At 54.4% G+C, this 18,812-nt stretch carries 17 protein-coding genes; 11 read left to right on the forward strand and 6 right to left on the reverse strand.

The window, feature by feature from the left end; all coding sequences use genetic code 11:
• Window positions 1–16: 16 nt before the first annotated feature.
• The gene (gene ndk, locus M0644_RS12750) at window positions 17–469 is read left to right on the forward strand and encodes a nucleoside-diphosphate kinase (RefSeq protein WP_149821431.1); all 453 of its coding nucleotides are present in this window, start codon (window positions 17–19) and stop codon (window positions 467–469) included.
• On the opposite strand, the gene M0644_RS12755 is transcribed toward ndk, so the two are convergent.
• A complete protein-coding gene (locus M0644_RS12755) occupies window positions 444–1,184 on the reverse strand; it encodes a TerC family protein (protein ID WP_286627196.1) in 741 nt (246 codons plus the stop codon). The genes ndk and M0644_RS12755 overlap by 26 nt on opposite strands.
• A 395-nt stretch (window positions 1,185–1,579) precedes the next feature.
• On the opposite strand from M0644_RS12755, the gene M0644_RS12760 reads away from it, so the two are divergent.
• Window positions 1,580–2,569 carry an FkbM family methyltransferase gene (locus M0644_RS12760; RefSeq protein WP_286625987.1) on the forward strand — a complete coding sequence of 330 codons (990 nt, stop codon included), beginning with the start codon at window positions 1,580–1,582 and terminating at the stop codon, window positions 2,567–2,569.
• Here M0644_RS12760 and M0644_RS12765 read toward each other — a convergent pair.
• Window positions 2,566–3,453, reverse strand: coding sequence for a Sll0314/Alr1548 family TPR repeat-containing protein (locus M0644_RS12765; RefSeq protein WP_286625989.1), 888 nt, complete (start codon window positions 3,451–3,453; stop codon window positions 2,566–2,568). The two genes, M0644_RS12760 and M0644_RS12765, sit on opposite strands and share 4 nt — an antisense overlap.
• A gap of 25 nt (window positions 3,454–3,478) precedes the next feature.
• Between M0644_RS12765 and M0644_RS12770 the strand changes: the two genes are divergently transcribed.
• The 6 genes from M0644_RS12770 (at window position 3,479) to cysW (ending at window position 11,610) form a co-directional block, all read left to right on the forward strand.
• Window positions 3,479–4,144, forward strand: a complete 666-nt coding sequence (locus M0644_RS12770; protein ID WP_149821437.1) for an ABC transporter ATP-binding protein — start codon at window positions 3,479–3,481, stop codon at window positions 4,142–4,144.
• A 225-nt stretch (window positions 4,145–4,369) separates the two neighbouring features.
• A complete protein-coding gene (locus M0644_RS12775; RefSeq protein ID WP_286625990.1) occupies window positions 4,370–8,350 on the forward strand; it encodes a magnesium chelatase subunit H in 3,981 nt (1,326 codons plus the stop codon).
• Window positions 8,351–8,474: 124 nt separating this feature from the next.
• Window positions 8,475–8,801: a hypothetical protein gene (locus M0644_RS12780; protein WP_190278112.1), complete on the forward strand. Its 327-nt coding sequence runs from the start codon at window positions 8,475–8,477 to the stop codon at window positions 8,799–8,801.
• Between the two features lie 115 nt (window positions 8,802–8,916).
• Window positions 8,917–9,933 (forward strand): sulfate ABC transporter substrate-binding protein, encoded by a 1,017-nt coding sequence (locus tag M0644_RS12785; RefSeq protein ID WP_255451678.1) that lies wholly within the window; start codon window positions 8,917–8,919, stop codon window positions 9,931–9,933.
• Window positions 9,933–10,784 carry a sulfate ABC transporter permease subunit CysT gene (gene cysT, locus M0644_RS12790; RefSeq protein WP_286625993.1) on the forward strand — a complete coding sequence of 284 codons (852 nt, stop codon included), beginning with the start codon at window positions 9,933–9,935 and terminating at the stop codon, window positions 10,782–10,784. The genes M0644_RS12785 and cysT overlap by 1 nt, the downstream gene beginning before the upstream one ends.
• Window positions 10,771–11,610 (forward strand): sulfate ABC transporter permease subunit CysW, encoded by an 840-nt coding sequence (gene cysW / locus M0644_RS12795; RefSeq protein WP_286625994.1) that lies wholly within the window; start codon window positions 10,771–10,773, stop codon window positions 11,608–11,610. The genes cysT and cysW overlap by 14 nt, the downstream gene beginning before the upstream one ends.
• Here the strand turns inward: cysW and M0644_RS12800 are convergent.
• On the reverse strand, window positions 11,607–12,893 hold the full coding sequence (locus M0644_RS12800) for a homoserine dehydrogenase (RefSeq protein ID WP_315863001.1): 1,287 nt from the start codon (window positions 12,891–12,893) through the stop codon (window positions 11,607–11,609). The genes cysW and M0644_RS12800 overlap by 4 nt on opposite strands.
• Window positions 12,894–12,938: 45 nt before the next feature.
• Window positions 12,939–14,462 (reverse strand): bifunctional aminoglycoside phosphotransferase/ATP-binding protein, encoded by a 1,524-nt coding sequence (locus tag M0644_RS12805; RefSeq protein WP_286625996.1) that lies wholly within the window; start codon window positions 14,460–14,462, stop codon window positions 12,939–12,941.
• Between the two features lie 116 nt (window positions 14,463–14,578).
• Here M0644_RS12805 and panB point away from each other — a divergent pair, with 116 nt between their 5' ends.
• Window positions 14,579–15,364 (forward strand): 3-methyl-2-oxobutanoate hydroxymethyltransferase, encoded by a 786-nt coding sequence (gene panB / locus M0644_RS12810; protein ID WP_190278113.1) that lies wholly within the window; start codon window positions 14,579–14,581, stop codon window positions 15,362–15,364.
• 1 nt (window position 15,365) lies between these two features.
• Here panB and M0644_RS12815 read toward each other — a convergent pair whose 3' ends face one another.
• Window positions 15,366–16,307: a DnaJ C-terminal domain-containing protein gene (locus tag M0644_RS12815; RefSeq protein WP_149821452.1), complete on the reverse strand. Its 942-nt coding sequence runs from the start codon at window positions 16,305–16,307 to the stop codon at window positions 15,366–15,368.
• Between the two features lie 114 nt (window positions 16,308–16,421).
• Between M0644_RS12815 and M0644_RS12820 the strand changes: the two genes are divergently transcribed.
• Entirely contained in the window at window positions 16,422–17,522 is a 1,101-nt protein-coding gene (locus tag M0644_RS12820; RefSeq protein WP_286625997.1) for a histidinol-phosphate transaminase, read from the forward strand.
• Here M0644_RS12820 and M0644_RS12825 read toward each other — a convergent pair whose 3' ends face one another.
• A complete protein-coding gene (locus M0644_RS12825) occupies window positions 17,523–17,936 on the reverse strand; it encodes a pentapeptide repeat-containing protein (protein WP_226971972.1) in 414 nt (137 codons plus the stop codon). It lies immediately after the preceding gene.
• Window positions 17,937–18,075: 139 nt separating this feature from the next.
• On the opposite strand from M0644_RS12825, the gene M0644_RS12830 reads away from it, so the two are divergent.
• Window positions 18,076–18,807: a PspA/IM30 family protein gene (locus M0644_RS12830; protein ID WP_206200417.1), complete on the forward strand. Its 732-nt coding sequence runs from the start codon at window positions 18,076–18,078 to the stop codon at window positions 18,805–18,807.
• Window positions 18,808–18,812: the final 5 nt, after the last annotated feature.

Genomic DNA, 18,812 nt, shown 5'->3' on the forward strand with positions numbered 1-18,812 from the left:
GCAGAGGACATACTGCGTGGAACGGACATTTCTAGCCATTAAGCCCGATGGCGTGCAGCGTGGGCTAGTGGGGACGATTATCCAACGATTTGAACAAAAAGGCTACACACTGGTCGGCCTCAAACTGATGCGGGTCAGCCGCGAATTGGCAGAGCAGCACTACGGCGAACACAAAGATAAGCCCTTCTTTGCGGGGCTAGTGAATTTCATTACCTCTGGACCGGTGGTGGCCATGGTCTGGGAAGGCCGGGGGGTGATTGCCAATGCCCGCAAACTGATTGGTGCCACTAATCCCCTCAATGCTGAACCGGGAACGCTACGGGGCGATTTTGCTGTAGATGTGGGACGGAATGTAATTCACGGCTCCGACAGTCCCGAAAATGCCGAGCGGGAAATCAATCTCTGGTTCCAAACGCAGGAACTGGTGCCTTGGGAGCCGGCCTTCACCTCTTGGGTGTATGAGATGTAGGCTCATGGGTTGATTTGGGATGGGTTGGGGGGGTGTCTGACTCCTCCACCTCCCGCTTGGAAAAGCCCCACGTAAAGCAAAGGGCAATCAGGCTAATCATTACCCAGTCCGAGGGTACCAGTTGGGGATTAATCACGCGAATGAGCAGCCGCAGACCCACCAGCGTCACTGTGAAATAGCCCGCATCCTCAAGCCGAGGAAATTCTTTCAGCCAGCGGATAAATAGCTCCGCCATAAAGCGCAGCATAATCACGCCAATCGTGCCGCCGAGTAATACCAGCCAACGCTCATCCGACAGGGCGATCGCCGTTGTCACGCTATCGAGGGAAAAGGCCAAATCCGCTAAGGCCAGTAGGGGGACTGCCTGCCAAAAAGAACGAATCACCCGCTCGTGTTCATGTTCTGGCTCGGTCGTAAAGAAAAAGTACTTTGCCGATAACCACAGCAGATAGAGTGCCCCCGCCAACTCAAACTGCCAGAACCGCAAGACCCAAGTCGCTGTGAAAATCAGGCCAATGCGAAAAACGTAAGAAATGGCCAGTCCTAGATTGAGTGCCCGCCGCTGCTCATCTAAGTCTTCGATGCCTCGTACCAAGGCCGCTAGGGCGATCGCATTGTCCGCTGAGAGAACCGCTTCCAGTGCCAACAACACCACAAGTAACAACAGGGTATCCAGTCCCCAGTTGGGCGAGAGTTCCAATAGTTCATCAATCATCGGGTGAGGGAAGTTCTCCATCTCCAGATTTTTGGCTGCTTATATTTATCGTCGCACAGGAGCGGTACAGCCCTTTTCCCAAAGATGGAACACCCTCAAACCCAGACGTAGGCGCAACCAAAAATGCCAGTGACCTGACCGTTGGGCTGACGGTAGGCCTTACCCACATCCAGTCAGCGGACAAGCGATTTCCCTTTGGTTCTGGCGTGCATAGTCCTGCATCCTGTCGCATTTTCACCGTTAACCTATCACGAGGACTGAAATCTTGGGGAGCCAAGGGGGTGAAAATTCTTGGATTGCTCGCCTTACCAAGGTGGCGATGATTGAGCAAAAGGCAGTCTTCGCTAGGGCACAATTCAGAATTGTCGTTGATGTCGTAGAAGTTTTACTTTGCTATGGGACTCGTTAACAATACGCTAAAAGCGGCAGGCAAGCTCGATCCAATTTCTTTAACGCTGTGCATCGTTGGCTCTCGCAAAATCTATCATGAGGATGATTATGCCCAATCTCCATGGCATATCTTTGCCCCCAATCTCAGAATTTATGGTTTTGATGCGGATGCCGACGCCTGTGATGAGGCCAATACCGCCTTAGCAGCCCAAGGAATCACTTGGTTTGAGCGTCACTATCCGCTGACGCTGGGCAAAGAGGTGGGAGAATCAACCCTTTACATTACCAACGCCATTCATTGCAGTTCTTTATATCCACCAAATTTGAGCTACACATCGCGATTTCAAGGATTTAATCCTAGCCTGAATGTGGCGGCAACTGTTCAGGTGGAAACAACTACCCTTGACGCATTTGCCCAAGCTGAAGGACTAGAGAGCATAGATGCCCTGCAAGTGGATGTCCAAGGGGCAGATCTGGATGTGTTGCAAGGCGGTGAGCAGCTTCTGGCAGCAAGTACTTTAGCAATCATGGTTGAAGTTGAGTTTTCGGAGGTTTACAGGGGGCAGCCCCTCTTTGGGGATATTGATGCATATTTGCGCGCTCAAGGTTTTGTGCTCTTTGACCTACTCACCAATGATGGTTGGTGCCGATTACCGCGCTACGTTTCCCCATTTTGCTCCCAACGGCGAGGGGGTCAACTGCTATGGGCCGATGCAATTTACCTGCGGGATTTGCTCAATGAGAATCAACAGCAGCAAAATCGGCACCTACAGAGCCCTAGCCACTTGCTAAGACTGGCGGCAATTGCTGATGCACTGGACTTTCCTGATTATGCGCTGGAAGTTTTAACGCAACTCACGCTTCGCTATGGCGAAATCCCTCAGTGGAACTGCCGCAAAGAAATTTTCGCTATTTTGGAACAGGTTCAGCCCCTGCTCAGCACAGATATTGCCAAGCTGCCAATAGTAAAGCTGCTGTCTGAGACAACAACCTAGCCTTGGGGCAAAAGGCGGCGGCTAAACTGCTGAATTTCCTCGCGAATCCCTCGCGGCAATTGGCTTTGTTTGGCTAGGGCTTGCTGGAAATATTGCTGTGCCTGCGATCGGTTGCCACTGGCGGCTAAAATTTGGGCTTTGAGGTAGAGCAGCTCAGGATTGTTGGGGGCAAGTGCCAAGGCTTGATCAACGGCGTTTAAGGCCTGCGGCCATTGCTTGCGATCGCGATAGGCCAAGGCCAAGCCTCGATAACTCAAGTAATTGGGAGCGGCGTAGGTTTGCAGGGTTTGAATGGCCCGATCCATGCTGACAAAGCCCACATTACTGGCAATGCCCCACTCCATAAAGCCACGAACAAGATTCAATTCCGGATCGCGAGGATTGACGGCTTCGGCTCGCCCCACATGATCGAGAACCCGCTGTACCCGCAACAGAGCGGCGGGGGCACCAGCCACAGGCCCCGATCCGGCATCGGAAATTTCATAGCCGGCCATCAGGAAATGCCCCACGGCTTGATAGAGATTTCCCCGCAGGCGATCGCGGCTCGTGAGGGCTTGGGCAGCGCGCAGGGTCTCCTCAGCATAGCGTTTGTACCCTGCCCAGTCTTCATTGAGATAGGCAATGGCAGCAGCCAAGGTCAGGGTTAGGGGTTCTTGGCGATCGCGCTCCAAGGCCGCCGGCAGTAACTCTTTACCTTTGACATAGTTACCATCGCGAAAGAGGGCAACAAAGACGGCTTCCGTTTGATCGGAAATGGGTCGCGCCTGCGAGCCAGTACGGAAAGGATCGCCAGCAAGGGCAGCGGTACTCAGTACCCAAGGGGCGATCGCTCCACTAAGATAGAGAGCAAAGCGTTGCCACAGGCGCAGTTGACGTGTTTGCACGGTCGTTACCTCCGGAGTCTGCATCTTGTTTGCGGTTCACCATCTCAGCTACCACCCCGCCGCCACCCCTCAGCCCATTTTGCGGGACATTAATTTAGACTTGGGTATGGCTGAACTGGGATTAATTATCGGACCCAGTGGATCCGGCAAAACCACCCTACTAGAGATTTTAGCGGGCTTGGCCACCCCCAGTCGGGGAATCATTCGATGGCAGGATCAGGTTCTCACACCCGATCATTTACAACAGTTGGCCGGATTGGTCTTTCAGTTCCCAGATCGCTACTTCTGTGGCAGTACCATTCTCGAAGAGCTGCGCTTTGGCCACCCAGAAATTCCCTACGAAAACTTTTACCGTGCCCTTGCCGATGTGGGTCTCGATCACTTGCCTTTGCACACCCGCCCCGAATCCTTGAGTGGTGGTCAGCAGCGTCGCCTCGCGCTTGCTGTGCAACTGGTGCGCCAACCCTACCTGCTCTTGCTCGATGAACCCACAGCGGGTCTGGATTGGTCAATGCGCCGCCAATTGGTACAGGTGCTGCGCCGCCTCAAGGAACACTGGAGCTTGCTGGTGGTGACCCACGAAGCAACGGAACTACAGGAGATTAGCGATCGCACGTGGCGATTGGAAAACGGTTGTCTAGTGCCACTGACTTCCCATCAGTCAAGTCCTGTAATAAGTTTTAATACTTAGGTAGCAAAACTTTGCAATTTGTTACCACAGGGGCGCAAAGTCGCTCCACAGCTTGATTTTCTGCTACAACCACAAGAGGTACAGCCCTTCTTGCAAGGATGGAAGACCCACAGCACTGTAAAGCCAGTGCGGGATAGTACCTCCTCAATGTCCTCCATCGTTTTAGCAAAGGGGCGTATATCCCACTTGGGGTTTGGTCTCGATCGTTACAAGGAGTTTGAACGCATGTTCACCCACGTCAAGTCCACGATTCGGCATATCGCGCCAGCGGCGTTAAATGGGCGATCGCTGTTGCGAGTGGTGTATGTGGTACTTGAAGCCCAATACCAGAGCGCGCTGTCGGCAGCGGTTCGCAGCATTAACGATACCCATCCACAGGTGGCCATTGAAATCAGTGGCTATCTCCTTGAGGAACTGCGCAATCCCGAAAACTATGCCGCCTTCTGTGAGGACGTGGCGCGGGCGAATGTGTTTATCGCCTCCCTGATTTTCATTGAGGACTTAGCGGATAAGGTGGTCGAGGCGGTTCAGCCCTATCGCGATCGCCTCGATGTAGCGGTTGTCTTCCCCTCGCTGCCGCAGGTGATGCGCCTCAACAAAATGGGCAGCTTTTCCTTGGCTCAGATTGGCCAATCCAAGAGCGTCATTGCCAACTTCATGAAAAAGCGCAAGGAGAAGTCAGGTGCCGGCTTCCAAGACGCCATGCTCAAACTCCTGCGAACCCTGCCCCAAGTCCTGAAGTACCTCCCCATTGACAAAGCCCAGGATGCCCGCAACTTCATGCTCAGCTTCCAGTACTGGCTGGGGGGATCGCCAGAGAACCTAGAAAACTTCCTCCTCATGCTGGCCGATCGCTACGTCTTCAAAGGTCAGCCAAACAGCAACCTCAGCTACCAAGAACCGGTCACCTACCCCGACACCGGTATTTGGCACCCCCTTGCACCGCAAATGTTTGAGGATCTCAAGGAGTACCTCAACTGGTTCAACAGTCGCCGCGATATTGGCACTGATCTTAAGGATCCCCTTGTGCCCACCATTGGCCTGCTGTTGCAGCGTACCCACCTTGTCACAGGTGATGACGCCCACTATGTCGCCATTGTGCAAGAGTTTGAATCCCAAGGGGCGCGGGTGATTCCCGTCTTCTCTGGTGGGCTGGACTTTTCGACCCCGCTAGAAAAATTCTTCTACGATCCTGTCAACCCTGAAAAACCCATTGTTGATACCGTTGTCTCTCTCACGGGATTCGCCCTTGTGGGGGGGCCTGCCAAGCAGGATCATCCCAAAGCTGTGGCGGCACTGAAAAAACTCAACCGTCCCTACATGGTGGCACTGCCCTTGGTGTTTCAAACCACTGAGGAATGGGAAGACAGTGATCTGGGGCTGCACCCGATTCAAGTGGCGCTGCAAATTGCTCTACCGGAACTGGATGGTGCCATTGAGCCAATTATTCTTTCCGGTCGCGATGGCCTGACCGGTAAGGCGATCGCCCTCCAAGACCGCGTGGAAATGATCGTGCAGCGGGCACTGAAGTGGGCCAATCTGCGCCGCAAACCCAAGGTGCAAAAGAAAGTCGCCATCACCATCTTTAGCTTCCCACCGGATAAGGGCAATGTTGGCACCGCCGCCTACTTGGATGTCTTTGGCTCCATCTACAAAGTCATGGAAGCCCTCAAGAATAACGGCTATGACGTGCAGGACATGCCCGAGAGCGCCGAAGCCTTAATGCAAGAGATTCTCCACGATGCCCGTGCCCAAGTGGGTAGCCCCGAACTCAACATTGCCTACCGCATGAGCGTGCCGGAATACGAGCGCCTCACCCCCTACGCCAAGCGCCTTGAAGAAAACTGGGGCAAACCGCCGGGGCACCTGAACAGTGACGGCCAAAACCTGCTCATCTACGGCAAAGCCTACGGCAACGTCTTTATTGGCGTGCAGCCCACCTTTGGCTACGAGGGGGATCCAATGCGGCTGCTCTTTTCTCGCTCCGCCAGTCCTCACCACGGCTTTGCTGCCTATTACACCTTCCTCAACCACATTTGGCAAGCGGATGCGGTGCTCCACTTTGGCACCCACGGCTCCTTGGAGTTTATGCCGGGTAAACAGATGGGCATGTCTGGGGATTGCTACCCCGATAATCTCATTGGCTGTATTCCCAACCTCTACTACTACGCCGCCAATAACCCCTCCGAAGCCACCATTGCCAAACGCCGCAGCTACGCCAACACGATTAGTTACCTCACGCCCCCCGCGGAAAATGCCGGTCTCTACAAAGGGCTGCGGGAACTCAGCGATCTCATTGGTTCCTACCAAACCCTGAAAGATAGCGGTCGGGGGGTTCAGATTGTCAACACGATCATGGATAAGTGCCGCATGGTAAATCTCGATCAGGATGTGGCTCTTCCCGATAAGGACGCGGCAGAACTCAGTGCCGAAGAGCGCGATACCCTCGTGGGCAAGGTCTATATCAAACTAATGGAGATTGAAAGCCGCCTCCTGCCCTGTGGCCTGCACGTAATTGGCAAACCACCGACAACGGAAGAAGCAGTGGCTACCTTGGTCAATATTGCCAGCTTGGATCGCTCTGAGGACGGCATTAAGAGCTTGCCTAGGCTGATTGCCGAGAGTCTAGGGCGGGACATTGACGAAATTTATCAAAATAGCGATCGCGGGATACTTGCAGATGTTGAACTGCTGCGCCAGATTAACGAGGCGACCCGTGCTGCCGTCAGTGCCCTCGTCCAAGCCCAAGCCGATGCTGAGGGTCGTGTGTCGCGGGTCTCGAAGCTGAACTTCTTTAACATGGGGCGCAAAGAGCCGTGGATTGAATCCCTCCATGGTGCAGGCTATACCCAAGTGGATGCGGCTGCCCTCAAGCCCCTCATGGAATACCTCGAATTCTGTTTACAGCAGATTGTGGCCGACAATGAACTGGGGGCACTGCTGCAAGCCCTTGAAGGCGAGTACATTCTCCCCGGCCCCGGTGGCGATCCAATTCGCAATCCTGAGGTCTTGCCGACGGGCAAAAATATCCACGCCTTGGATCCCCAAGCCATTCCCACTGCCGCTGCTGTGCAGTCTGCCAAAGTTGTGGTCGATCGCCTTCTAGCGCGGCAAAAAGCGGAAAACAACAACCAATGGCCAGAAACTATCGCCATGGTGCTCTGGGGCACAGATAATATCAAAACCTATGGCGAGTCCCTTGCTCAAGTGCTCTGGCTAGTGGGTGCCCGTCCTTTACCCGATTCCTTGGGACGGGTCAACAAAGTGGAACTCATCCCCCTAGAAGAGCTGGGGCGGCCACGCATTGATGTTGTCGTCAACTGTTCTGGGGTCTTCCGCGATCTCTTTATCAACCAGATGGCGCTCATTGACCGTGCCATCAAGATGGCTGCCGAAGCCGATGAACCCCTTGAGCTAAACTTTATCCGCAAGCACGCACTGCAACAGGCTTCAGAATTGGGGATTGACCTGCGCCAAGCGGCCACACGGGTCTTCACCAATGCCTCCGGTTCCTACGCGGCGAATGTCAACCTAGCGGTGGAAAATAGCTCTTGGGAGCAGGAGTCGGAACTTCAGGATATGTATCTCTCCCGTAAGTCCTTTGCCTTTTCGGCGGATTCTCCGGGGACGATGCAGCAGGCGCGGGAACTCTTTGAAACCGCCCTCAAAACGGTGGATGTGACATTCCAAAACCTCGATTCCTCAGAAATTAGCCTCACCGATGTCAGCCACTACTTTGACTCGGATCCGACCAAGCTGGTGGGGGCACTGCGCGGCGATGGCAAACAACCCAAGGCCTATATTGCCGATACCACCACAGCCAATGCCCAAGTGCGGACGCTCTCGGAAACCGTTCGCCTCGACAGCCGAACCAAGCTCCTGAATCCCAAGTGGTATGAAGGGATGCTCTCCCACGGCTACGAAGGGGTGCGCGAGATCTCGAAGCGACTAGTCAACACAATGGGCTGGTCGGCCACCGCAGGAGCTGTGGATAACTGGGTTTATGAGGAGGCGAATGCCACGTTTATTCTCGATGAGCAGATGCGGCAGCGGCTTCTGAATACCAACCCCCACTCCTTCCGCAAAATGGTGAGCACCTTCCTCGAACTTCACGGACGCGGCTACTGGCAGACCAGTGAAGCCAATCTGGAACTGCTGCGGCAACTCTATCAAGAGGTCGAGGACAAGATTGAGGGCGTTGAGTAAACAACGTTAATCGCCTGGGGGGAAGCTCTTCCCCCTTTTTATTTGGACGCCGATGTGATCGGAACCCACCCTGCTCCTTAAGCGTCAGACCCCGCAGTACGTTTTTTCTGTGGAGGAGTTGACGATGTTGAAGACACTTCAAGTCGTTGGCCTATCGTCCTTGACTGGTTTGGCGGTTCTTTCCTTTGTGGATACCGCCGCGGCTCAACTGAATGTCAACGTGAATCTTGGTGGTTCCCGTCAGCCGGTGTATGTGGTGCCCAGTCCCTCTAGCCAACCCGTCTATGTGGTGCCTACCCCTCAAACACAACCCGTGTATGTGGTACAGCCAAGAGTGGTTAGTGTTCCGCCAGCCTCCCCGCGATCGCGCCATCACCGCAAAAAGCCCCATCGCAATCAACCGCAGTATGTGATTCCCGCGAATCCGAGTGGGGTGCTGATCACGTTTTAAGAACTCCAGTCAGAATCGCCGCCCCTTCTGCTAAGATGGATTACACATCAGTATTCCGACCGATTTATCGTAGATTGATGACAGAATGGTCAATTGGCGGCGTTTTAGGGTTTGGTTGAGCTTGTTCTTACTAGCGGTAGGTCTCAGTGGTCTCACCGCTGCTTGTCAATTTCAGGCCACTCTGCCCGATGGTCGCCCTGCTCAGGTGAATCTAACCCTTTCTTCGTTCTCGGTCACTAAAAAAGCGCACGAGGCTATTATGCCCCTGTTTGCTGCTCAATGGGAACAGGAACATCAACAAAAAGTGCGCTTCCGAACGAGTTATGGTCCCTCGGGCAGTCAGTCACGGGCGGTGATTGATGGCCTAGAAGCCGATATCGTCCACTTGTCCCTTGGTTTAGATGTCGATCGCATTGCCAAAGCAGGGTTAATTCGCCCCGATTGGGCTAGCCAAGCCCCCCACAACAGCATTGTCACCACTTCTGTCGGTGCCCTGATTACCCGTGACGGCAACCCGAAAAATCTGCAAACCTGGCAGGATCTCACCCGTGAGGGGGTGACATTTGTGACTGCCGATCCCAAAACCTCTGGCGCGGCTCGCTGGAACTTCCTTGCGCTGTGGGGATCGGTCACGGAAACAGGGGGAACGTTTGATCAGGCGCGGCAGTTTGTGACTGAAGCCTTTCGCCATGTGGCCGCTCTCCCCCGCGATAGTCGTGAAGCCACTGATGCCTTTTTGAAACAGGGACAGGGGGATGCCCTGATCAACTATGAAAATGAAGTGATCTTGGCTCGCCAAAAGGGCAAGACCCTTTCCTATATCCTTCCTCCTGTGAATATCCTGATTGAAAACCCGATCGCCCTTGTGGATCAATACGTGGATAAACATGGCACACGGGAGGTAGCACAGGCCTATATTGACTTTCTCTATACTCCCCAAGCTCAGGAGATCTTTGCCCAATATGGTTTTCGACCCGTGGATGCCACCGTCCTTGCCGCCCATCAGCAGACGTTTCCACCCGTGCCCACCCTCTTTACCGTGGCAGATTTAGGGGGCTGGGAGAAGGTGCAAGCCCAATTTTTCGCTAATGGCGCCCTGTTTGATCAAATTCAGCAGGAGAATCAAGCCTGATGACCGCTACCCACCCCATTTCGCCGTCACTCTCTCCTCAGAAACAGCGCTGGCAGTTTCCTTGGGTTTGGAGAATCACGGTCTTTTACTTACTCGTGATGCTGGCTGTACCCATTGCTGCCCTCTTGAGCCGTGCCAGTAGTGCTGGGCCACTGCATTTTTGGCGGGTGGCAACGCGGGCGATCGCCCTGTCGGCCTATGAAGTCACCTTTGTCACTGCCCTCATCGCAGCGCTGATCAATGGCATCTTTGGTACCCTGATTGCTTGGGTGCTGGTGCGCTATTCCTTTCCGGGGAAGCGCTTCTTTGATGCTGTCGTGGATCTACCTTTTGCATTGCCGACGGCGGTGGCGGGTCTCACCCTCGCAACGGTCTATAGCGAAAATGGCTGGATTGGTAGCTTACTAGCGCCCTTCGGAATCAGAATTGCCTTCAGCCGCTGGGGAGTGGCGGTGGCGATGCTCTTTATTTCCTTACCCTTTGTGATTCGCACGGTGCAGCCCGTCCTCACCGAAATGGAAAAGGATGTGGAGGAGGCAGCATGGTCGCTGGGTGCCACCCATGGGCAGACCTTTTGGCGAGTGATTTTGCCACCTTTGATGCCCGCTATTCTCACAGGCGTTGCCCTAGGCTTCTCACGGGCAGTGGGAGAATTTGGCTCAATTGTGATTATTTCCTCCAACACTCCTTTTCGGGACTTGATTGCCTCAGTGCTGGTGTTTCAGAGCTTAGAGCAGTATGACTATGAGGCAGCAACCATTATTGGCACGGTGATGCTCTTGGTGTCCCTAGCGATTTTATTTCTGATTAATCTGCTGCAAGCGTGGGGGCGGCGCTATGCGGAGCGTTAAACCCTCGCCCACCCAAGAAAAGCCGTGGCTACATGCCTTTTTGATTGTCATTGCCATCGCCTACTTAGCCCTTGTGCTTTTGCTGCCGGCGGCCAATGTCCTTTTCCAAGCCTTTCACAAGGGAGTCATGCCCTTTCTGGAAAATTTGCTGGCGCCAGATTTTCTGCATGCGGTGTGGCTGACGTTTGCCCTTGCCTTGGTGGTGGTGCCCTTAAACACGATCTTTGGCCTCTGTGCCGCTTGGGCGATCGCCCGCCATCGCTTTGCGGGGCGCACCCTTTTACTTAGCATTATTGACTTACCTTTTTCCATCTCCCCCGTTGTTGCCGGACTGATGCTGGTACTGGTCTATGGCCGCAATGGCTGGTTCGGGGGCTGGCTGCAAGCTTTAGATATTCGCGTTATTTTCTCTTTTCCGGGGATGGTGCTGGCAACAGCCTTTGTGAGTTTGCCCTTTGTGGCACGAGAAGTCATCCCTGTCCTGGAAGAAATCGGCACCGAGCAGGAGGAAGCCGCAAAAACCCTAGGCGCCAATGAGTGGCAAACCTTTTGGCGAGTCACCCTGCCCAATATCCGCTGGGGGCTGCTCTATGGGGTCCTGTTGACCAATGCGCGAGCGATGGGGGAGTTTGGTGCTGTGGCAGTTGTCTCTGGCAATGTGGCGGGCTTGACGCAAACCCTGCCTCTCTTTGTTGAAGACGCCTACAAAAACTACAACACGGAGTCGGCCTACGCAGCAGCGGTGATCCTTGGTTTGCTAGCGCTTGTGACGCTCGTGGTTAAGGAAATTTTGGAGCGGAAAACAGGGATCAAGCCCAATCCCTAGGAGGTGCCGAGGACGCGCAAAATCGAGGGCACGGCTTCAATATCGGTCATTTGGGCAATCTCGGCCATGGCTTGGCGGAACTCTCCTTCGCGCACATGGTGGGTGACAATTACAATTTCTGCCAGATCGTTGTGACTACCAATTTGAACCAAGGACTCCAGACTAACGTTATGGTTACCAAAGCAGGTGCCGAGTTTTCCTAGTACCCCCGGATGATCTTGGGCATGGACACGGGCATAGAAACGACTATCCACCTCTGCCATCGGTAGCAGCGGCATAAACTGATCATGCTGGCAGGTGAGCAAGGGATGGCTGGCACGTCCTTGGGGCAGAAGGGCGGCAATGTTGATTAAATCCGCCACGACAGCACTGGCGGTTGCCCCTGCACCCGCACCGGGGCCATAGAACATCACCTGTCCCAACGGCTCTGCCTCGAGAAGAATGGCATTAAAGACGCCATTGACGCCGGCCAAAGGATGTTCAAGGGGCACAAGCGTCGGATGCACGCGCACCTCTAGGGGCTGGCCACTGAGCTGGCGGGCGATCGCCAGCAGTTTAATGCGAAATCCTAGCTTTTCGGCATAGACAATATCGGCTGCGGTGATGCCACTAATGCCCTCGCAATACACTTCCTCGCGGCGAATCCGTCCGCCAAAGGCAAGGCTGGCAAGAATGGCAATTTTATCCGCTGCATCCCATCCCTCAATGTCAGCACTGGGATCCGCCTCGGCATACCCTAGGCGTTGGGCGTCGGCAAGAATAGGGGCAAAATCCCCTTGCTCCTGCTGCATGCGGGTCAGGATGTAGTTGGTGGTGCCATTGAGAATGCCGCTGACACTGTGGATACGATTGGCACCTAGGCTCTGTTTCAGGGCTTGAATGACGGGAATCCCACCAGCCACGGCCGCTTCGAGCATCACATAGACCCCTTGGGCATTGGCCGCATCAAAAATTTCAGCACCATGACGGGCAATCACGGCCTTATTGGCGGTGACAATGTGCTTGCCGTGGGCAATGGCCTTGAGGATGAGCGATCGCGCCGGTTCAATGCCGCCGAGGACTTCCACCACAATATCAATGGCTGGGTTGGTGACAATACTTTCTAAATCTGTTGTCAACAGTTGCGGATCAAGGGCAATGGCGCGGGGTTTATGGATATTCCGTACCCCCACTTGGGCGATCGCCAGTTCCTTGATCAGCGGATGGCGCCCCGCTGGATCCGCCAAAATTTGTGCCACACCACCACCAACAGTGCCCAACCCCAGTAAACCAATGTGATACATCAGACCCGTCCTATTGCACTGTTCCTATTATCAGTCGCGCTCGTCCTAGTCACACACATGGCGAACGTAGGGTTCCTCCCTAGGCAAAAAGGATTCAAAACTGGCCATTTGGGCAGCAATGAGATCGGGCGTGGCCTCGGCAATATCCCCTTGGCGATCGCTCAAGCGACGGCGCAATTCCTCCGGGGGTGCACTACAGAAATGAATCTCTAGGGGCACGTGCAGTTTCTCTGCAAGGGCAATCACGGGTTGGCGCAGCGCCACGCGATCGTATTTCGCATCCAAAATCACCGTTTGTCCTTGACGCAGCAACAATTCTGCATAGGCCAAGAGCTGATTATAGGTTTTTTGGGTCATGGCCTCAGAATAGAGATCGACCTGCGGGAAATCACTGCTGTGGCGGTCAAGGGGTAAACCCGCCAAGTGCTTACGCACGGCATCGGAGCGGATTTGAATGGCTTGCTCGGCTTGGGCGAGATCCCGTCCCCGTGTACTTTTGCCTGCCCCAGAGAGACCGCACATGACATAGAGCTTGGCTTGACGTGGTTGGGTGTAGCGATAGGCCGCCTCATAGTAGGCCGCAGCCGTGGCTTGAATCTGTGCCTTTTCGGCCTCGCTAATGGCGGGATCATTGAGGGCCAAGGCGTTCACATTGCCGCGAATATAGGCTCTGATGCAGAGGTAAAGGGGCAACAGCACTGCCCCAGCGTAGTCCCCACTCCACTCTAAGTAGGTGTTGAGGAAAAGATTGGCCAAGTCGCCGCGCCCCCGAAACTCCAGATCCATCAGCAAAAAAGCGGCGTCGTAAATGACATCAATGTTGCGAAATTCTTCGTTGAACTCAATACAGTCGAAAATTTGCACCCTGCCGTTGTACAGACAGATATTGTTCAGGTGCAGGTCGCCATGGCACTCGCGGATTTTGCCCCCGGCTTGCCGCTGCACCAACCACTCCTGATGCCGCGTCAAAAAGTCATCGGTAAAGGCTTGAATTGCCGCGTACTGCTCTGGGGATTGACAGCGACCGACAAACTGAGCTGCCAAGGCATGGCAATTGTTAATCACTTGGGCGATCGCCCGCGGGGAGCCAAATTCACTAATGTGGGGACTGGTGGCAGCCGTGCGGTGAAAGTGAGCCAGTTCTTTACCGAGGGATTCAATTAGGTGGGGGGTGACTTGGTTGGCGGCAAAGAGGTGCGAAAACAGTTGCGACTGATCAAATTGCCGCATTTGCACAGCATAGTCAATCACCTCAGCTCCCGCAGGTAAGTCTTGGGGATCCGCCACAAAATAGCGATCGCCCACCGCCACAATGGGCACCACCGCCAAGTAGAGATCTGACGCCAAACGGTGATTCAGCCGTAACTCTTCCCGACAGTAAAATAGCCGCTTTTCTAGGGTTGTAAAGTTCAAAAAGCCAAAATCCGCCGGCTTTTTCACCTTATAGGCATAGTCCCCCGTCAGAAATACGTAGGAAATATGCGTTTGCAGCAATTGAATGGGAGAGGTCACTGCATGGGGGTACGCAGCAGGGGTTAATAGGGCTTCGACAAAGGCAGGCAAAGACATGCGTATTGTGGCTAACATCGCGCCCCAATCATATCACTAGACTCTATGCCTGTGGCTAAATTGACGTTTTGAGCGTTCCTTTAGAGGATGGGGATACGAAGCTCGTGGATTTGACTATGGTGCGTCGCCCCGTAACCTTACCCCAACTCCAGCAAAAAAAACAGCAGGGAGAGCCAATTACCATGCTCACGGCTTGGGATTATCTGTGGGCGCGGCTATTGGATGCGGCGGGGGTGGATGTGATCCTTGTCGGGGATTCCCTTGGTATGGTTGCCCTTGGCTATCAAACCACGTTGCCGGTGACCCTTGATCAGATGATTCACCATGCGCAGGCGGTGCGGCGGGGCGTCAGCCACAGTTTCCTCGTGTGTGACCTACCCTTTTTGAGCTACCACGAAAGCCCAGAGCAGGCCCTGCGATCGGCGGGGCGTTTAGTCAAAGAAGCAGATGTACAGGCAGTGAAAATGGAAGGTGCTTCACCCGTGGTGCAGGCAGCAACGCGGCGCTTAGTGGAGGCCGGCATCCCGGTGCTGGGTCATGTGGGTCTGTTGCCGCAGCGGGTGCATCAGTTGGGGGGATGGCGACAACAGGGGAAGACGCCACAGGGGGCAGAAGCAATTCTCGCAGATGCCCTTGCTCTGGCCGAAGCAGGTGCCTTTGGCATCATTTTGGAGCATATTCCTGCGGATTTGGCACAGCAGATTACCGCCAAGCTGAAAATTCCCACGATTGGAATTGGCGCAGGCCCCTACTGTGATGGTCAGGTGTTGGTGACGGCAGATGTTTTGGGCTTGAGTCCACAGGTGCCCCCCTTTGCTAAGGTGTATGCCGACTTGGGCACTCAGGCGATCGCTGCCCTTAAGAGCTACTGCCAAGCTGTAAAATCGCGGCAATTTCCCTAACTTAGAGCGGCCAATGGGCACGGGGGTTAAAGGTGCGCAGCGATCGCAACTTTTCGTAGAGTTCTTTTTCTTGGGCACTCAGGGATTTGGGGGGCACAATTTGTACCTTAGCAAGGAGATCGCCAGCAATGCCGCTACTACTGCGCCACCCTTTGCCCCGTAACCGCAGTGATTGCCCCGATCGCGTGCCCGCAGGCACATTCAAAACCACAGTCCCCGAGGGCGTCGGCACCGTGACTTGAGCACCCAAGGCAGCTTCATCCGGCGTGATCGGCAAATCAATCACCAATTGATCCTCTTCAAAGCGGAAGAGGGGATGAGGCGCCACCTGTACCGTGAGATATAAATCCCCTCGCTGTTGGGTGTAGGGGTTATATTGACCTTTGCCCCGCAGCCGCAACTTTGTCCCTGGCTTAACACCAGCGGGAATCGTCACAGTCACCTGTTCATTACCAATGGCGAATGATTTCTGGCAGCCCTGAAAGGCCTCTTGGAAGCTAATTTGCACTTCCGCATCAACATCGCTGCCGCCAAATGCCGATGAATCAAAGCCAGCGCTGCTCCAAGTGCGGGTACGCCCTGTGGTCGTGCCGGTGGCAAATCGCCCCAGCAACTCGTTGATAAAGTCTTCAAAGCTGCCAAACTGACTAAAGTCAGCGCCAAAGTCACCAATATTGACATTAAAGCCACCAGCACCCGCCGCACTGGCCTGTTGCCAATACTGACCAAATTGATCGTATTTGCGTCGTTTTTCCGGATCCGAGAGCACTTCGTGGGCTTCGTTAATTTCCTTGAAACGAGCTTCTGCCTCTTTGTCCCCTGGGTTTAAGTCGGGGTGATACTTGCGCGCGAGGCGGCGAAAGGCTTGCCGAATTTCGGCATCCGTGGCATTTTTGCTGACCCCGAGGATTTGGTAGTAATCTTTGAAGTCGGTACGCGCCATAGGAACATTCGCCTCTACGTAATCAAAAGATGAAGATTGAGTGTCAGGGCTGGCAGCAAATTAGGGCAAAAAGCTCAGTGTTATTATAGTTGAATCCCTTTATACCGTCTTGGCATGGCGACGTTTCTTCGTCCAGAACTGAGCAACCTCCGCGCCTACTCCACCCCCACGAGCGACTCCCTACCCCTAGAACTGGATTACCTCGATACCAATGAGTTTCCGTGGGATTTGCCCACTGCCCTTAAGGAGGCGTTAGCTCAACAGTATGTCAGCACCCTCGCCAGTCATCGCTATCCCGACAGTCACCATTGGCCGCTGCGGCAGGCGATCGCCCGCTATGTCAATGAACACAGTTCAACTGAAATCTCCCCACACCAAATTGCGGTGGGCAACGGCTCCGATGAGCTAATTCGCTCGATTTTACTGGCCACTGCGATCGGGGGCTACGGTTCTATCCTAGTGGCAGAACCGACATTTTCCATATACGGGATCCTCGCCCAAACCCTAGGGATTCCCGTCCAGCGATCGCCCCGCGATCCTGACACCTTTGCCGTGCAAATTGCTGAAGCCAATACCCTCATTGCCCAAGCGGCTCCCCCCGTGCGCGTTCTCTTTATGCTGCAACCCAACTCCCCAACAGGGAACCCCCTAACCGCAGCGGAGGTGGACTGGCTACGGCAGCTTCCTGAGGACATTTTAGTGGTGATTGATGAGGCCTATTTTGAATTTTCGGGCAAGACACTGGTGGGGGACTTGGCAGCGCATCCCAACTGGTTGATTCTGCGCACCTTTTCCAAGGCCTTTCGACTCGCCGCCCATCGGGTGGGCTACGCCATTGGCAATGCCGAGGTGATTGCGGTTTTAGAAAAGGTTCGTCTGCCCTATAACCTGCCTACGTTTTCTCAAGTGGCGGCGCAGGTTGCCCTTGACCATCGTCAGACGTTGCTGGCAGAAATTCCCACGGTACTGGCAGAGCGGGAGCGCCTTTATGAACGGCTGCAGGCGTGCCCCCAACTGCGGGTATGGCCGAGTGTGGCCAATTTCCTCTTTTTCCGCTTGCAGGAACCGCAATACACCCAGCCCCTGTGTGATGCCTTGCGGCGTCAGGGTACCCTTGTGCGGGCGATCGCTGGCGGAATTCGGGTCACCATTGGCACACCAGCGGAGATGGAGCGCTTTTGGCAACGGCTGCAAGCTTTTTTGCACCAGCTTTAGCTAATCGGACCAGCGGCCATTGGGCAGGACTGTTCCCCGCAGGGTTGCCGTGGCTAAAGACGTGTGGGTCAGTGTGGCACCCCGCAGGTTGGCGCGACTCAGGTTGGCTTGGCGCAATTGCACAGCCGTCAGTTCAGCATTGATCAGCTTAACTTCAATCAGCTTGGCATTGGTCAAATCCACGTTGGTCAGTGTGGCATTGCTTAAATCCGAGCCACTGAGATCTGCCCCCGCCAAATTCACATCTTCTAGGGTGACACCGCGCAAATCCAGTCGCCGAAAGTCACGCCGCCCTTTGGCATAGTCTGCCAGCATTTGATCAGCTCTATTTTGATTAATCATGGCTGGGGCGTAGCGACTGAGAAAACCGTGTTTATCAAAGGCGTCTGAAGGTCGCCCCGAAGAAGCAGACATCACTAGAGTAGGATTAGAATTTTGATGATTTTACTATAGCTTAAGCCTAGGGCAGCGACCGTTTTTGGAACTCGTGGCCAAAGGGTCTAAGGAAAGTGGCATACTGCTATAGATAAGGAACCAATAGGGAGATAACGCTGTGGGACTGTTTGATCGCGTCAGCCGTGTGGTTCGCAGTTGGCTCAATGCGCTGGTGGGTGCTGCTGAAGATCCCGAAAAAATCCTTGAGCAGACCATGATTGAAATGCAGGACAATCTGGTGACCCTGCGGCAAGCCGTCGCCCAAGCGATCGCCTCCCAAAAGCGGTTAGAGCAACAGTTCAACCAACATCAACAGCAGGCGGCTGAGTGGGAGCGCCGTGCCAAAATTGCCCTGCAACATGGGGATGAGCAACTAGCGCTTGAGGCCTTGAGTCGCAAAAAAACAGCACTGAATGCAGCCATGGCTCTCAAAGGGCAACTGGAGCAGTCTGTGACCCAAGTGGAAGCCCTCAAAAAACAAATGCAGCAGCTTGAAAGCAAGATTGCGGAAGCGAAAACCCGCAAAGAAATGCTGGTGGCACGGGCACGGGCAGCCAAGGCCTCAGAGCAACTGCAACAAACCTTTAGCAGCCTCAACACCAATGCCCCCATGGCCGCCTTTGAGCGCATGGAGGAACGGGTTCAGGAAATGGAGGCTCGCTCCCAAGCCGTGGCTGAACTCAATAGCGATACCCTCGAAGCCAAGTTTGCCGCCCTCGAAGCCGGCAGTGTGGATGACGATTTGGCACGGCTGAAGGCAGAATTGGCCAACCCGCAACTGTCACCCAGCAGCACCCCTGCCTACGATCCAGAGTTGGAAGCCCTGCGGCGGGAACTGGAGAAGAACTAGTTATT

The sequence above is a fragment of the Thermosynechococcus sp. B1 genome (assembly GCF_030322985.1).
Taxonomy (GTDB): domain Bacteria; phylum Cyanobacteriota; class Cyanobacteriia; order Thermosynechococcales; family Thermosynechococcaceae; genus Thermosynechococcus.

Excerpts from the sequence above, each read along its gene's own strand:
- M0644_RS12755 (WP_286627196.1), bottom strand. The coding sequence starts at position 1,184 with ATGATTGATGAACTATTGGAACTCTCGCCCAACTGGGGACTGGATACC.
- M0644_RS12760 (WP_286625987.1), top strand. The coding sequence starts at position 1,580 with ATGGGACTCGTTAACAATACGCTAAAAGCGGCAGGCAAGCTCGATCCA.
- M0644_RS12775 (WP_286625990.1), top strand. The coding sequence starts at position 4,370 with ATGTTCACCCACGTCAAGTCCACGATTCGGCATATCGCGCCAGCGGCG.
- M0644_RS12780 (WP_190278112.1), top strand. The coding sequence starts at position 8,475 with ATGTTGAAGACACTTCAAGTCGTTGGCCTATCGTCCTTGACTGGTTTG.
- cysT (WP_286625993.1), top strand. The coding sequence starts at position 9,933 with ATGACCGCTACCCACCCCATTTCGCCGTCACTCTCTCCTCAGAAACAG.
- cysW (WP_286625994.1), top strand. The coding sequence starts at position 10,771 with ATGCGGAGCGTTAAACCCTCGCCCACCCAAGAAAAGCCGTGGCTACAT.
- M0644_RS12800 (WP_315863001.1), bottom strand. The coding sequence starts at position 12,893 with ATGTATCACATTGGTTTACTGGGGTTGGGCACTGTTGGTGGTGGTGTG.
- M0644_RS12805 (WP_286625996.1), bottom strand. The coding sequence starts at position 14,462 with ATGTCTTTGCCTGCCTTTGTCGAAGCCCTATTAACCCCTGCTGCGTAC.
- panB (WP_190278113.1), top strand. The coding sequence starts at position 14,579 with ATGGTGCGTCGCCCCGTAACCTTACCCCAACTCCAGCAAAAAAAACAG.
- M0644_RS12815 (WP_149821452.1), bottom strand. The coding sequence starts at position 16,307 with ATGGCGCGTACCGACTTCAAAGATTACTACCAAATCCTCGGGGTCAGC.
- M0644_RS12820 (WP_286625997.1), top strand. The coding sequence starts at position 16,422 with ATGGCGACGTTTCTTCGTCCAGAACTGAGCAACCTCCGCGCCTACTCC.
- M0644_RS12825 (WP_226971972.1), bottom strand. The coding sequence starts at position 17,936 with ATGTCTGCTTCTTCGGGGCGACCTTCAGACGCCTTTGATAAACACGGT.